General features: G+C 60.4%; 11 protein-coding genes. 9 read left to right on the forward strand and 2 right to left on the reverse strand.

Translation table 11 applies throughout. The features are described 5' to 3' along the window. The first annotated feature begins 1 nt into the window (after position 1). From ygfM to xdhC, 8 genes are all read left to right on the forward strand, one after another. Positions 2–778, forward strand: a complete 777-nt coding sequence (gene ygfM / locus ACRAUW_RS05565) for a molybdopterin-dependent oxidoreductase FAD-binding subunit (protein ID WP_431361493.1) — start codon at positions 2–4, stop codon at positions 776–778. Continuing rightward, positions 775–3,672 carry a molybdopterin-dependent oxidoreductase Mo/Fe-S-binding subunit gene (locus ACRAUW_RS05570; RefSeq protein ID WP_431361494.1) on the forward strand — a complete coding sequence of 966 codons (2,898 nt, stop codon included), beginning with the start codon at positions 775–777 and terminating at the stop codon, positions 3,670–3,672. Before ygfM ends, ACRAUW_RS05570 begins: the two co-directional genes overlap by 4 nt. 95 nt (positions 3,673–3,767) lie before the next feature. Then, a complete protein-coding gene (locus tag ACRAUW_RS05575; RefSeq protein ID WP_431361495.1) occupies positions 3,768–5,291 on the forward strand; it encodes a nucleobase:cation symporter-2 family protein in 1,524 nt (507 codons plus the stop codon). A gap of 52 nt (positions 5,292–5,343) precedes the next feature. Then, positions 5,344–6,660, forward strand: coding sequence for a guanine deaminase (gene guaD, locus ACRAUW_RS05580; protein WP_319920229.1), 1,317 nt, complete (start codon positions 5,344–5,346; stop codon positions 6,658–6,660). A 396-nt stretch (positions 6,661–7,056) separates the two neighbouring features. Beyond that, positions 7,057–8,358, forward strand: coding sequence for an NCS2 family permease (locus ACRAUW_RS05585; RefSeq protein ID WP_431361500.1), 1,302 nt, complete (start codon positions 7,057–7,059; stop codon positions 8,356–8,358). A gap of 400 nt (positions 8,359–8,758) precedes the next feature. Then, on the forward strand, positions 8,759–11,077 hold the full coding sequence (gene xdhA / locus ACRAUW_RS05590) for a xanthine dehydrogenase molybdenum-binding subunit XdhA (RefSeq protein ID WP_431361496.1): 2,319 nt from the start codon (positions 8,759–8,761) through the stop codon (positions 11,075–11,077). After that, positions 11,070–11,948: a xanthine dehydrogenase FAD-binding subunit XdhB gene (gene xdhB, locus ACRAUW_RS05595; protein WP_431361497.1), complete on the forward strand. Its 879-nt coding sequence runs from the start codon at positions 11,070–11,072 to the stop codon at positions 11,946–11,948. Before xdhA ends, xdhB begins: the two co-directional genes overlap by 8 nt. Beyond that, positions 11,945–12,430: a xanthine dehydrogenase iron sulfur-binding subunit XdhC gene (xdhC, locus tag ACRAUW_RS05600; RefSeq protein ID WP_139402076.1), complete on the forward strand. Its 486-nt coding sequence runs from the start codon at positions 11,945–11,947 to the stop codon at positions 12,428–12,430. Before xdhB ends, xdhC begins: the two co-directional genes overlap by 4 nt. 113 nt (positions 12,431–12,543) lie before the next feature. Here the strand turns inward: xdhC and ACRAUW_RS05605 are convergent, their stop codons facing one another. Then, positions 12,544–13,083: a glycine zipper 2TM domain-containing protein gene (locus ACRAUW_RS05605; RefSeq protein ID WP_431361498.1), complete on the reverse strand. Its 540-nt coding sequence runs from the start codon at positions 13,081–13,083 to the stop codon at positions 12,544–12,546. Positions 13,084–13,563: 480 nt separating this feature from the next. Here ACRAUW_RS05605 and ACRAUW_RS05610 point away from each other — a divergent pair, with 480 nt between their 5' ends. Beyond that, entirely contained in the window at positions 13,564–13,752 is a 189-nt protein-coding gene (locus tag ACRAUW_RS05610; RefSeq protein WP_005345660.1) for a hypothetical protein, read from the forward strand. A gap of 62 nt (positions 13,753–13,814) precedes the next feature. Here the strand turns inward: ACRAUW_RS05610 and ACRAUW_RS05615 are convergent, their stop codons facing one another. Beyond that, on the reverse strand, positions 13,815–15,341 hold the full coding sequence (locus tag ACRAUW_RS05615; protein WP_431361499.1) for a YfcC family protein: 1,527 nt from the start codon (positions 15,339–15,341) through the stop codon (positions 13,815–13,817). Between the last annotated feature and the right edge of the window lie 307 nt (positions 15,342–15,648).

Genomic DNA, 15,648 nt, shown 5'->3' on the forward strand with positions numbered 1-15,648 from the left:
CATGATTGAGCAATTCTTCCGACCCGAGCAACTGGGTCAGGCTTTGGAACTCAAGGCCCGCTTTGGCAACGACGCCGTTTACATGGGGGGCGGCAGCAAGCTTAATGCCGCCCCGACCCGCACCGACAAGAAGGTCGCCATCTCGCTGGAGAGGCTCGGGCTTGACCAGATTGAGCAGCAGCACGGCCAGCTCCATATCGGCGCCACCGTCACCCTGCAGAGCCTCAAAGATGACCCCCGCACCCCGTCCGCCCTGTGCGAGGCGCTGGGGTTTGTCTACTCCCGCCATCTGCGCAATCAGGCCACCATTGGCGGTGAGCTTGCCTGCCAGCAACAGGACTCTCCCTTGCTGCCGGTGCTGCTGGTGCTTGAAGCGGTGGTAGTGCTGGAGAACAACCTGTTGCAACCCATCGACGCCTATCTGGCGGGTCAGCGCAAGGAGCTGGTGCTGGGGATTGTGCTGCCGGAGCCTGAACTGCGCTGCGCCACTCGCCGCATCAGCCGCAATGCCGATGGTCTGGCGGTGATGACTGCCGCCGTGGCCCTCGACAGCATTGGCGAGATGCGGGTTGCCGTCGCTGGTGTCACCCCGCAGCCGATGCGCTTGCGGGATCTGGAGCGCCGCTCCTTGCACGATGCCGCGCTGGAGGCGGCAGTGAGCGAACTGGTTGCACCGCGCGAGGATCTCGGCGGCAGCGTGACCTACAAGCGCTATATCAGCGGCGTGGTGGTGGCAGATCTGCTGGTGGAGTGCCAGCAGCAGGAGGTGCAAGCATGATGGAACTCAACTTTACCCTGAACGGCGCCCTGCGCACCGTCATCACTCCGGCTGGCGAGAATGCCCAGCGGATGCTGTTCAACCAGTGCCGGATGCACTCGGTGCGCAACAGCGACGACGGCTTTGGCTTTGCCGGCTCCGATGCCATCCTCTTCAACGGCAAGGTGATCAACGCCTCCCTGCTGATCGCCGCCCAGCTTGATGGATCAGAGGTGCGCACCGCCGAGTCGCTCGGTAGCTGGAACCAGCTCAGTCTGGTGCAACAGGCGATGGTGGATGTGGGTGTGGTGCAGTCAGGCTATAACGATCCGGCCGCTGCGCTCATCGTCACCGACCTGCTTGATCGCCACCCCGAGCCCACCCGTGATCAAATCGACGATGCCCTCTCGGGCCTGTTTCACCGCGATGGCGGTTACCAGCAGTTCTATCAGGCCATCGAGCTTGCCTGCTCACGGATGAAGGATCCCGATTATCTGTGCCAGATTGCCCCCGAGTTTCGTGACGACTTGCGCCACATCGGCAAGAGCTGCCCGAAAGTGGACGCTGCCAAGATGGTGCAGGCCAAGCCCTGCTACGTGGAAGACCGAGTCACCGACGATGCGCTGATCATCAAGATGCTGCGCAGCCCCCATCCCCATGCGGTGATCACCAAACTCGATGTGAGCCGCGCCGAAGCCATGCCGGGTGTGGTGCACGTCATTACTTATCTCAACTGCCCGGATGTGTTTTACACCCCAGGTGGCCAGAGTGCCCCCGAGCCGTCACCGCTCGATCGCCGTATGTTCAGCCGCAAGGTGCGCCATGTCGGTGATCGTGTTGCCGCCGTGGTGGCCGAGAGCGAAGCCATCGCATTGGCTGCGCTGAAACTCATCGAGGTCGAGTATCAGGTGCTGCCAGCGGTCATGAACATCGATGAGGCGATGGCCCCCAATGCGCCGCTGGTTCACGATGAGCCCATCGTCTACATGGCCGGTGCGCCTGCGGATCTCGAGCAGCAGAACGCCTGCTCGGTACGCCGTGGCAACGAGCACATGATCATCAACTTCCCCATCGGCTCCCGCCCGCACGAGAACCTGGCCGCCAGCGTCCATGGCCAGATCGGTGACGTGGCAAAAGGCTTTGCCGAGGCGGACGAGGTTGTCGAGCGCACCTACGAATCGACCCAGGCCCAGCAGTGCCCGACCGAGCCGCACATCTGCTTCACCTACATGGATGGGGATCGTCTGGTGATCCACGCCTCCACCCAGGTGCCGTGGCACGTGCGCCGTCAGGTGGCGCGCATCGTTGGCATGAAGCAGCATCAGGTGCATGTGATCAAGGAGCGGGTAGGGGGTGGCTTTGGCTCCAAGCAGGACATCCTGCTGGAAGAGGTGTGCGCCTGGGCGACCAAGGTCACCGGCCGTCCGGTCACCTTCCGCTACACCCGTGAAGAGGAGTTCATCAGCAACACCTCCCGCCACGTGGCCAAGGTGAAGGTGAAAGTGGGGGCCAAGAAAGATGGCACCATCACCGCCATCGACATGGATTTTCGTGCCAACACCGGCCCTTACGGTAACCACTCATTGACGGTGCCAAGCAACGGCCCTGCGCTCTCTTTGCCGCTCTACCCGTGCGACAACGTGCGCTTTACCGTCAACACCTACTACAGCAACATCTGCCCGACTGGCGCCTATCAGGGCTACGGCGCGCCCAAGGGCAACTTCGCCCTGACCATGGCCATTGCCGAACTTGCCGAGAAACTGGGCATCGATCAGCTCGATATGGTGGAGCACAACCGGGTGCATGAAGGAGACATCCTCAAGGTGCTAGGTGCCATCGGCGAGGGCAAGATGCCGACCTCTGTGCCCCATGCGGCCAGCTGCGCCCTCGAGCCCATCCTCAAACAGGGTCGCGAACTGATTGCCTGGGACAGCCCCAAACCCGCCGACGGGGATTGGCGCATCGGTCGTGGCGTCGCCATCATCATGCAAAAATCGGGGATCCCGGATATCGATCAGGCCAACTGCATGGTCAAACTGGAATCGGACGGCACCTTTATCGTCCACTCCGGTGGCGCCGATATCGGTACCGGCCTCGATACCGTGGTGGCCAAGCTGACCGCCGAAGTGCTCGGTTGCCCGCTCAGCGATGTGCATGTGATCTCTGGCGACACAGACCACGCCCTGTTCGACAAGGGAGCCTACGCCTCGTCCGGTACCTGCTTCTCCGGCAACGCGGCCAAGATGGCGGCCGAGAATCTCAAGGCGAAGATCCTGTTCCACGGCGCCGCCATGCTGGGCGAGCCGGTCGAAGACGTAGAGCTGGTTCACCCGGGCATAGTACGCGGCAAGCTGGGGGAGGTGACCCTCGCCAAGCTGGCCCACAAGGCTGAGACCGGTACCGGCTTCGGTATCCTGGTGGGTACCGCCAGCTACATCACCTCTGATCTTGCCTTCCCGTACGGCGCCAACTTCGCCGAGGTGGCGGTCAACGTCAGAACCGGCGAGATCCGGCTCGACAAGTTCTACGCCCTGCTCGACTGTGGCACCCCCATCAACCCGGAGCTGGCCCTCGGCCAGATCTACGGGGCGACCATGCGGGCTATCGGCCACACCATGACTGAGGAGATCTGCTACGACGGCAAGGGCATCCCGCTGACCCGGGATCTCAAGAGCTATGGTGCACCCAAGATTGGCGACATTCCGCGCGACTTCCGGGCCTTCCTGGTACCGAGTGACGACAAGGTTGGCCCTTACGGCGCCAAGTCCATCTCGGAGATCGGGGTGAACGGCGCGGCGCCCGCCATCGCCACCGCCATCCACGACGCCTGCGGTGTCTGGCTGCGCAAGTGGCACTTCACGCCGGAGCAGATCCTGCGCGAGCTGGGCAAGCTGGAGCAAAAAGTGTCGGCATAACAAAAGAAAAGGTGAGGGGCGGGCGCCAGCTCGCCCCCAGCGCCTGACGGCGGAATGAGTACTCCGCCTACCTTCTGTGTGATGGGACAAACATGATGTCTAAAACAACACGCAAGCACTCGGATCTCATTTACGAGCTGGAAGACAAACCTCCGTTTTATCAAACCCTGATGGGCGCAGTGACCCATCTGCTGGCCATTTTTGTCCCCATGGTGACCCCGGCGCTGATCGTCGGTGGCGCCCTGGGCCTCTCCACCGAGATCACCGCCTATCTGGTCTCCATGGCGATGATCGCCTCCGGTATCGGCACCTGGTTGCAGGTGAACCGTTATGGCCCCATCGGTTCGGGGCTGCTCTCCATCCAGTCGGTCAACTTCTCCTTCGTGACCGTGATGATCGCGCTGGGCGGCGCCATGAAAAAAGATGGCATCCACGAGGAGCTGATCGTTTCGACCCTGCTCGGGGTCTCTTTTGTCGGTGCCTTTCTGGTGATGGGCTCCTCCTTTGTGCTGCCCTACCTCAAGCGGGTGATCACCCCGACCGTGAGCGGGGTAGTGGTGCTGATGATTGGCCTGAGCCTTATCAAGGTGGGGATCATCGACTTTGGCGGCGGCTTCTCCGCCATGAGCAGCGGCACCTTCGGCAAATACGAGCACATCGGGCTGGGGCTCTTGGTGCTCTGCGTCATCGTCGCCTTCAACTGCAGCAAAAGCCCGCTGCTTCGCATGAGCGGGATCGCCATCGGCCTGATTGTGGGATATGCGGTGGCCCTGATGCTCGGCATGGTGGATTTCTCCGCCCTTGAAAACCTGCCGCTTATTACGGTGCCGATCCCGTTCAAGTACGGTTTCTCCTTCGATTTTCACGCCTTTATGTTGGCGGGCACCATCTATCTGTTGAGTGTGCTGGAGGCGGTGGGGGACATTACCGCCACCGCCATGGTCTCCCGCCGGGATATTCAGGGGCCTGAATTCCAAAAACGGCTCTCCGGCGGTGTGCTGGCGGATGGGTTGGTCTCGGTGATCGCCTCGGCTCTCGGCTCTTTGCCACTCACCACCTTCGCCCAGAACAACGGGGTGATCCAGATGACCGGGGTGGCCTCACGTCATGTGGGCAAGTTTATTGCCGTCATTCTGGTGCTGCTGGGGCTCTTCCCGGTGGTGGGGCGCTTCTTTACCACCATACCGTCACCTGTGATGGGGGGAGCCATGGTCATCATGTTCTCCATGATCGCCATCGCTGGTGGTCGCATCATCATCAGCCACGGCTTCGATCGGCGGGAGACCCTGATTGTCGCCACCTCGCTGGGTCTTGGGCTCGGCGTCTCCTACGACCCTAACGTCTTCAAGGTGCTGCCGGCAGGTCTCTACATGCTGGTGGAAAACCCCATCTGCGCCGGCGGCATCACCGCCATCATCATGAATCTGGTGCTGCCGCAAAGCCGCAAACGCAAGGCGGCCGTCAGGGATGCCGAGGCGGTGGAGGTGATCCAGCTGAGCGACAAGCCGGATGTGATCTTTACCGCCCGCAGTGCGGGCCAGCCATCGGCCAGCAAGGGTGAGGGCTCAGCAGAGCCAGTGCCCGGGCAGGCGGTGGCGCCACAGGTGGAGCGGATCTGACGGCTAAACCGGCAAAAAACGTCAACAGAACAAGAAAAGCAGGGAAACGGTTATGAAAAACGACAACTCTGTCAAAGCGGTACGCGGCAGCTTCTTCGATATCACCCGGGTGGTGGATCAGCCCGAGGAGATTGAGTCCAACGCCCGCCTTATCGAGGATGGTCTGCTGATCATTCGCAACGGCTGCATCGACTGGTTTGGTGAGTGGGAGGAGGGCAAGGATCGCATTCCGGCCGAGGTGCGGGTGCGGGATTACCGAGGCAAGATGATAGTGCCCGGCTTTGTCGATACCCACATTCACTATCCCCAGAGCGAGATGGTGGGTGCCTATGGCGAGCAGCTGCTGGAGTGGCTCAACCGCCACACCTTCCCGGCCGAGCGGCGCTACAACGATCTCGAATATGCCCGCGAGATGTCCACCTTTTTTATCAAGCAGTTGCTGCGCAATGGTACCACCACGGCGCTGGTGTTCGGCACCGTTCACCCCGAGTCGGTGGATGCCCTGTTCGAGGCGGCCAGCCGCATCAATATGCGGATGATCGCCGGCAAGGTGATGATGGATCGCAATGCACCCGATTACCTGCTCGATACCGCCGAGAGCAGCTATGTGCAGAGCAAGCAGCTTATCGAGCGCTGGCACGGCAATGGTCGACTACTCTATGCCATCACACCACGATTTGCACCCACTTCGACACCCGAGCAGCTGGCGATGGCGCGGCGACTGCGCGAAGAGTTTCCCACCACCTATCTGCACACCCATCTGTGCGAGAACAAGGACGAGATCGCCTGGGTCAAATCCCTCTTCCCGGCGCACAAGGGTTATCTCGATGTCTATCACCAGCATGGGCTCACCGGCCACAACTGCGTCTTTGCCCATTGCGTCCATCTGGAAGAGCAGGAGTGGGATTGCCTGAAAGAGACCAATTCCACCATCGCGTTTTGTCCCACCTCCAACCTCTATCTCGGCAGCGGCCTCTTCAAGCTGCACAAGGCGTGGCGCAAGCAGGTGAAGGTGGGGATGGGCACCGACATTGGAGCGGGCACCACCTTCAACATGCTGCAGACCCTTAACGAGGCCTACAAGGTGATGCAGTTGCAGGGTGAGCGGCTCTCGGCCTATCAGGCCTTCTATCTGGCCACCCTGGGCGGCGCCCATTCGCTGGGGCTGGACGAGAAGATCGGCAGCTTTGCGGTGGGCAAGGAGGCGGATTTCGTGGTACTCGACCCGGTCGCCACCCCGCTGCAGCAGCTGCGTTATGACAACTCCACCACCCTGCGGGACAAGCTTTTTGTGCTGTTGACCCTGGGGGATGACAGATCCATCTACCGCACCTATGTGGATGGCCAACTGGTGCATGAACGGGGGTAGGGGCTGGAGTGGGCTGCCGCGGCGCAGCCCCAACGAATACGGCGGCTGGCGTGCCCCACAGGGCGCCAGTCTTGCCGCACCATAGGGGATATCCCCGCATAGAACGTGAAATGGCCCGGTTTTTTTGACCAGCAAGGCAAACGTTTGAGTTAAGGCTGCCTACCCTGGTCTGTCTGTCGCATTCTCTGCCGCCATCGCCTGTTTCTCATCAGACTGGCGCGAGGCAGACCCGCAGATCCTGTCGCCATTTCGTCATGGAACATTCAGGCGCGTGTGAAGGAGTTGGGTATGACCCAAGCAAACAGCAGGACAAACAGCGTGGAACAGCTGGCCAATGGTGACGCCAGCCAGAGCGCACTAAAGCAACAGCCGCTCACGGCTCTTGATCGCTACTTTATGATCAGCGAGCGGGGCAGCAATGTCAGACAGGAGGTTCTGGCGGGCCTCACCACCTTCCTTGCCATGGTCTACTCGGTGATCGTGGTGCCAAGCATGCTCGGCAAGGCGGGCTTTCCTCCCGGCGCCGTGTTTGTCGCCACCTGTCTGGTTGCGGGGCTTGGTTCGCTCTTGATGGGGCTCTGGGCCAAGTTGCCGATGGCCATCGGTTGCGCTATTTCCCTCACTGCGTTTACCGCCTTCAGTCTGGTGCTGGGGCAGCAGATCCCCATTCCGGTGGCGCTGGGGGCCGTTTTCCTGATGGGGGTACTCTTTACCGCCATCTCGGTGACCGGGGTGCGTAGCTGGATCCTCGACAACCTGCCGATGGGCATTGCCCACGGCACCGGTATCGGTATCGGTCTCTTCTTGCTGCTTATCGCCGCCAACGGGGTGGGGCTGGTGATCAAGAACCCGCTGGAGGGGCTGCCGGTGGCGCTGGGGGCCTTTACCTCGATGCCGGTCATCATGTCCCTGATAGGCCTTGCGGTGATCTTCGGGCTGGAGAAGCTGAGAGTACCGGGGGGGATCCTGCTGGTGATCATCGCCATCTCCCTCTTCGGCCTTATCTTCGATCCTGCGGTGAAGTATCAGGGGCTGTTCGCCCTGCCGAGCCTCTCGGACGGGCAGGGCCAGTCCCTCATCTTCAGCCTGGATATCATGGGGGCCCTCTCGCCGCTGGTGTTGCCGAGCGTGCTGGCGCTGGTGATGACGGCGGTATTCGATGCCACCGGCACCATCCGGGCGGTAGCAGGGCAGGCCAACCTGCTGGATAAGGATGGTCACATCATCAACAGCGGCAAGGCGCTGAGTGCCGACTCGGTGAGCAGCATCTTCTCCGGTCTGGTGGGGGCGGCACCGGCTGCCGTCTATATCGAATCGGCAGCGGGCACGGCGGCAGGGGGAAAAACCGGTCTCACCGCGACCGTGGTTGGCGGTCTGTTCCTGCTGATGCTGTTCCTCTCGCCGCTCTCCTATCTGGTGCCCGCCTATGCCACCGCACCGGCCCTGATGTATGTAGGGCTCTTGATGCTGAGCAACGTTACCAAGCTCGATTTCAACGATTCGGTCGGTGCCATGTCCGGTTTGGTGTGCGCCGTCTTTATCGTGCTCACCTGCAACATCGTAACCGGCATCATGCTGGGTTTCAGTGCCCTGGTGATCGGCCGCATCTGCTCGAAGGAGTGGCACAAGCTCAACGTCGGCACCGTGATCATCGCCCTGGCACTGGTGCTCTTTTATGCTGGGGGGTGGGCTATTTAGGGATAACCCGCCCGTTTGGGGTCGCACTGACGGCCCCATTTTTATGCCTGCGTTCTTTATATCTGCTTATGTTTGCGGCGCTCAGCCCGCCCACGCTGGCTATCACGCCTCGTCCGTCTCCGCAGTTGGGGGCCATCTCGATACCATTTTGATAAATCCTCCTACCAGATTGATAGGCTCCCACTCTTGCTCTCCTCGCTCTGCCGCTTTTTTCATCGCTGATGCGCCTCGTTTGTTTAAGGGTTGTGCTTGGCTCGTGGCTGTGGCCCAACATAAGCGGGCTAGATGGGATCCCCTTCACACTTCTCCCCATTCTCCTGACGATGGCGGGAAACAGGCGCATATCTTGCTGTTTTTTATTCCGGTTCCAGATTTTTCCCTTCGAAAAAAGGACTTGCATATGTCCATAGGATTGCCGCTCAAGCGGGTGGATGCCGAGGCCAAGGTGACCGGCAGCGCCCGCTATACCGATGACAACATCATGCTCGGGATGCGCCACGCCAAGTACGTGCGTAGCAATATTGCCCATGGCAGGGTGCTTGCAATCGACACGACCGAGGCACTGGCCCTGCACGGGGTCGAAGCCGTGTTTACCCATGAAGATGTCCCCACCACCTGTTTTCGCACAGCCGGCCACGCCTGGTCCCTCGATGAGGCAAAACGGGATGTGAAAGACCGCCGTCTGCTCACCGACCATGTGCGCCACTTCGGCGATGGGGTGGCCATAGTCGTAGCCCGCGATCCGCTGGTGGCCGAAAAAGCGGCCGCGCTGGTCAAGGTCACCTACGAGCCACTGCCAGTGATGACGGATGCCGAAAGCGCGCTGGCCGACGATGCCTATCCCATTCACCCGAGCGGCAATCTGCTGCGGCAAAGCCAGCTTCGCGCCAATGACCCGGAGCAGGCCATTGCGGCGGCCGATCTGCAGTTTCAGGGGCACTACCGGACTCCTGTAGTACAGCACTGCCATCTGGAGACGGTGACCTGCTACGCCTACATGGATCAGCCGGACCACATCATAGTGGTCAGCAGTACCCAGATCCCCCAGATAGTGCGCAGCCGGGTGGCCAAGTCCCTCGGTCTGCCCTGGTCCAGCGTGCGGGTGATCAAGCCCTATATGGGCGGCGGTTTTGGCAACAAGCAGGATGTGCTGGAAGAGCCGATGGCGGCGTTTCTTAGCTACAAGCTTGGCGGCGTGCCGGTCAAGGTGACCTTGAGCCGGGAAGAGTGCTTCTTCGCCTCCCGCACCCGCCACGGCTTTGCCATCGACGGCAAGATGGGCCTCAACCGCAACGGCACTCTCAAGGGCTATCAGCTCGACGTGCTCTCCAACACCGGCGGTTATGCCTCTCACGGCCACTCCATCGCCAGTGCCGGTGGCAACAAGATCAGCTACCTCTATCCGCGCAGTGCCTTCGGTTATGACGCTAAAACCTTCTACAGCAACCTGCCCACCGCCGGTGCCATGCGCGGTTACGGCGCGCCGCAGGTGATCTTTGCCCTTGAGTGCATGCTGGATGACGCCTGCGCCGAACTGGGGTTGGATCCGCTCGATGTGCGTATCGCCAACGTGGCGCGGGAAGGGGATGTCAATCAGGTCAACCAGAAGACCATCTACAGCGCCGGGTTGCCGGACTGTCTGCTGCGTGGCCGCGAGATGTTCGAGTGGGATCGACTCAAGGCCGAGTGTCTGGGGCAGGATCCGGCAAGTCGGGTGCGCCGTGGCATCGGGGTGGCGTGCTTTAGCTACGGCTCCAACACCTATCCGGTGGGGGTCGAAATTGCTGGCGCACGCATGCTGCTCAATCAGGATGGCACCGTCAATCTGCAGATCGGCGCCACCGAGATAGGGCAGGGATCGGATACCGTCTTTGCCCAGATGGCGGCCCAGACGTTGGGCATTCCGTTTGAGCAGATCCGGGTCATTTCGACTCAGGATACCGATATTACCGCCTACGATCCGGGCTCGTTCGCCTCGCGCCAGAGCTATGTGGCGGCCCCCGCCATCCATCAGGCGGCGCTGCAACTGCGGGCGCGCATTTTGTCGCTGGCGGCCCAGCTCTGCCATCAGGATGTGGGATCGCTGACCCTGATCGACGGCTACGTGGTGTTGGCCGGTGCGCCGGACAAGGTGCTGATCAGCGTGGCCGAGGTGTCGGTCAACGCCTACTACCACCTCACCATCGGCGGCCAGATCACCTCGGAAGTCTCCCACAAGACCACCACCAACCCGCCGAGCTTTGGCTGTACCTTTGTCGATCTCAGCGTCGATATCGATCTCTGCAAAGTGACCATCAATCGCATCATCAACCTGCACGATGCGGGCAAGATCCTCAATCCGCAGCTGGCAGAGGGGCAGGTGCATGGCGGCATGGGGATGGGGATCGGCTGGTCGCTGTTCGAGGAGATGATTATCGACGCCAAGACGGGTGTGGTGCGCAACCCCAACCTGCTCGACTACAAGTTCCCCACCATGCTGGACTTGCCCGAGCTCGAATGCGACTTCGTGCAGACCTACGAGCCCCAGTCGGTCTATGGCCACAAATCTCTGGGAGAACCGCCCATCATCTCGCCGGGCCCCGCCATCCGTAACGCCATTCGCATGGCGACCGGCGTCGCCATCAACGAGCTGCCCATTACCCCCAAGACCCTGTTCCGGGAGTTTGTCGCCGCGGGTTTGATTGGCGAGGGATCAGGGGAGGAGCAACACCATGTTTGATATTGCCCGTTACTACAAGGCGCACAGTGTGGCCGAGGCAGTCGCCCTGCGTCAGGCTGACCCCGAGGCGCGTCTCTTGGCCGGTGGCACAGATGTGATGATCCAGCTTCATCACCTCAACGCCGCCTATCGCCATATCGTCGATATTCACGACTTGCCAGAACTCAAAGGGGTGAGCGAGTTGCCTGATGGGTCAATCCGTATCGGCTCCGGCACCACCTTTACCGAGATCATCGAAAACGAGCTGGTGCAGCGCCGCCTGCCAATGCTGGCGGAAGCGGCCGCCACCATAGCCGGGCCGCAGATCCGCAACGTCGCCACCTATGGCGGCAATATCTGCAACGGCGCCACCAGTGCCGACTCGGCGGCGCCCACCGTCGCGCTGGAAGCCGAACTGGAAATCGCCGGCCCCAATGGTACCCGCCGCATCCCCATCGCCGGTTTTCACACCGGCCCCGGCAAGGTGGCGCTGCAACCGGCGGAGATCCTGGTGGCGTTTCATTTCGCCCCGGATACTCATCCCCATGTGGGATCCCACTACTTCAAATATGCCATGCGCGATGCCATGGATATCGCCACCATCGGCTGCGCCGCCTACTGCCAGATTGAGCATGGCCATTTCAAGCGCCTGCGGCTGGCCTATGGGGTGGCAGCCCCGACCCCGGTGCGCACGCCTCATGCGGAAGCTGCGGCCGAGGGGCAACCGCTGACTCGTGCCACACTGGCCGCGATTGCCGAGGCGGTGGTGGCCGATGTGGCGCCGCGATCCTCCTGGCGGGCAGAAAAGGAGTTTCGCCTGCACCTCATCAAAACCCTGGCGCAGCGGGTGGTCGCCTGCGCTGTCGAACGTGCCGGAGGCAAGATCCTATGATGCAACCGCAAAGCTGTCCCGCTGTGGAGATCCAGTGCGAGATCAACGGCAAACCTTACTCCTATGCTGTGCCGCCCACCATGTCGCTGCTCCACTTCCTGCGCGGGCAGGGGCTTATCAGCGTGAAAGAGGGGTGCAGTGTCGGTGAGTGTGGCGCTTGTACCGTGCGGGTGAATGGCACCGCCATCGACAGTTGCCTCTATCTGGCGGTGTGGGCCGATGGCAAATCCATTCGTACCGTGGAGGGGGAGCGCAAAGGCAATGAGCTCTCCGATGTGCAGCAGGCCTTTATCGACGAGGGGGCGGTGCAGTGCGGTTTTTGTACCCCGGGTCTCGTGATGGCGAGCGCGGCATTGCTCGACAAGACCGAGCGCCGTCCGCTGACCGAGGCGGAGATCCGCCGCGGCCTTTCAGGCAACCTCTGCCGCTGTACCGGCTATCAGAATGTGGTGCGGGCGGTGAAGAAGTGCTGCAAGGGTTGAGCAGCAGTTTGTCCCTTCGATGACGAACGCCGTGTAACCGCGTAACAAGTCATAAAACCAAAGGCCCGTCTCGCAAGAGGCGGGCCTTCACTCTTTGGTTTTAAGCGCGGTGATCACCCTTTTTGCGGCTCGATCACCAGTTTGCCATCCTTGACCGGAATGGTTGGGCCGGGGGCTTGTTTCATCCGGATCACCCCCTCCTGACCTGCCAGGCGGTAGGTCACGTCATAGCCGATGGTGCGGGTACTGCTATCCTGCATCGTCTTGCAGCGCTGCTCGGTGGTGGTATAGGTGTCGCCCGCCTGCATATTGCCCTGCACCTGATTGCCAGCGTAGCCACCCGCAACCGCTCCGGCGGCTGTTGCTACCTTCTTGCCGCTGCCCCCACCAAACTGGTGGCCAAGTACGCCACCCAGCGCTGCTCCAACCACTGTGCCGAGGATCTTGTGCTCATCCTGTATGGGCTTGCGGTGGGTCACGGTGACGTTGCGACACTCCTGTCGGGGAGTCTTGATGGTCTCGGTGACCGGCTTGCTGGCGATCACCTCGGCAAAGGTGGGCTGGGGTGTAAAGAGGAAGCCGCTTGCCGCCGCCGAGAGCGCCAGGGCAGAGGCGATGCCAATACCGATACCTGCCATCATGGATCTGTTCATCTTGTTGTTCTCCTGCATACCCATCCGGGCTGTTCCAATCTGGCGCCATCTTGTCATAGTCACGGCAGCGGACAAGACGAGAGGGACGAGGGTGCGACAATGGGTGACAAGGTTGAAAAATAGCCAGCTGCCAAAAGTGTCTGACTTTGGCGACAACGGACTAAAAGTGACCAGTTTCTGGCGCATGGTTTGGTTGCCAGTGAGAAAAAGTGCAACGCGAGTCGCAATTTGCAAGGTGAGTGGCGAGCAGAATATCTCAGCGGCAAGGCGCTAGCGCTTGAGGTGGTGAGTAGTCCTCCGATCTTGTTACGCAAGTGATTGATGAATTTCTCAATTTGAAGAAAAGCGGGCCGATACGAGATCACGGCAAGCATTTTGCTTTGATTGGGTGAAGCAAAGGGTGAACGGGTCGGCAGACAACTGCGTAAGACCTGAAATGAAGAGGTTCACCCGAGATCACCGGATCAACGAGGGGGAGATATGTCAATGTTACCCAGCTGGATCACCCCGGCCATCCAGGCCAACATCATTACGGTGCAGCAGGCCGAACGTCTGCTCTCATCCCTCTACCGGCCCCTGGCCGAGCAGGGAGAGGAGCTTCCCGCCGATATCGCCGACATCAGCCTTAAACTCTACTGCTTCCGCCAGCAGGGGCGGGTGCGTCACTAAGGCTGACAAAAGAACACCCCGCGCGAGGCACGGGGTGTTGTCACTCATGTATCACAGGCCCATCAGGCCAACATCACTTGCGCCACCAGCATCAGGGCGCCAAATCCCAGCACAAAGCCCACCATGGGCAGGACGAACTTGACCCACTTGTTGAACTGGATGCCAAGCATCTGCAGAGTGACCAGCACCAGTCCGGTGGGGGCCAGAAAAAGCATGGCGTATTGCCCCCAGTTGTAGGCCGATACCACGATATAGCGGGGGATCATCACGGTATCTGCCAGCGGCGCCATGATGGGCATGGAGAGCACCGCAAGCCCCGAGGAGGAGGGCACCACCAGCCCCAAGAGGGTGAACACCAGCATCTGCGCCACCGCGAACACGGCGCCGTGCATGCCGGAGACCAGATCGGAGGCGTAGGCCAGAATGGTGTCCGAGATCATCCCCTGATCCAGTACCAGATTGACCCCCCGTGCCAGCCCGATGATGAGCGAGACGGCCACCAGCTCCGACGCCCCCTGAGTAAAGGCCTCGACCGCCTCTTTCTCTTTGAGACCCGAGATAAAAATGATGATGATGGCGATGGTCAGGAAGGAGGCCGCCATCTGCGGAAACCACCAACCGGCCATGGAGACGCCCCACACCATCAGCGGAAAGGCGAAGATAAACAGGGTCAGAATGATCTTGCGGCGCAGGGTGAAGGGCACCCCTTCGTCAATGGTGCCCTCTTTGAGAAATCGGGCGCGAAAACTCTCTCTGTCTTCATAGGTGTAGGAGAAGGCCGGGTTGGCCTTGATCTTCTTGCAGTACCAGTAGAGATAACTGATCACCACCAGGGTGCCTACCAGACAGCCAATGGCGCGAAAGATCAGCCCCTCGGTAAAGGGAATGCCGGCGGCATTGGAGGCGATCACCACCGAGAAGGGGTTGATGGTGGAGAAGGTGGTTCCCATGGAGGCGGCGAGGAAGATGGCCCCTACGCAGACGATGGAGTCATAGCCGAGCGCCAGAAAGATGGGCACCAGTATGGGGTAGAAGGCGACCGCCTCTTCCTCCAGTCCGCAGGTGGTGCCTCCCAGCGCCATCACGAAGCAGACCAGCGCCACAAACAGGAACTCATTGCCCCGGGTTTTGCGCGACAGCGCCACCAGCCCCGCACTGAAGGCACCTGTCTTGTTGATGACGCCGATCAGCCCCCCGAGCACCAGAATAAAGACGATGATATCCGCCCCCTCTATGGTGCCCTTGACCATGCTGACCGCCACGTCACCGAGCCCCTTGGGCGCTTGCTCCAATCGGGCATAGGTGCCGGGAATGGCGATGGGCTTGCGGATGGTGCCGTTGGTAAATTGCTCCACCGCAATATTGATATTGAGTTTTGCCAGGGCATCCTGGGTTGCAGGAAGTCGGTTTATTTCCCCCTGTGGGCTATTGACCATCAGGCTTTCACTAGCCGGATTATAAGAGAGCTTGGCATAGGCACCCGCCGGAATTATCCAGGTCAGCGCAATGGCCAGCAACATAATAAGAAACAGAATGGTAAATGCAGTAGGGAATTGTCTGCGTGGTATGGTATTCGGCACGGCACACATAAAATGCTCCTTGATAAAGCAGGTTTGGGCTCGGCGGAATATCGGGTCGATAGGGTTTCTGCGTCATACATCCCAGATACGCTTATTCATTGTGGATCGCGTAGTGATTGGCGAGAAATCAGGCCTGATATTGGGCATCTGGTAGATTGCTTTACGTTATAACTGTAACCCCCGTGCGTCGGAGTGGACATGTTGCTGTGTCTACTTTATGGGGTGGTTCACAAAAAAGAATTGTCACTAATTTAATGACGGCCATAAAACAAGTGGCATTATGCAATAATTATTTCAGCTTTCGTACAATGTACTC

The sequence above is a fragment of the Aeromonas sp. genome (assembly GCF_050633025.1).
Taxonomy (GTDB): domain Bacteria; phylum Pseudomonadota; class Gammaproteobacteria; order Enterobacterales; family Aeromonadaceae; genus Aeromonas.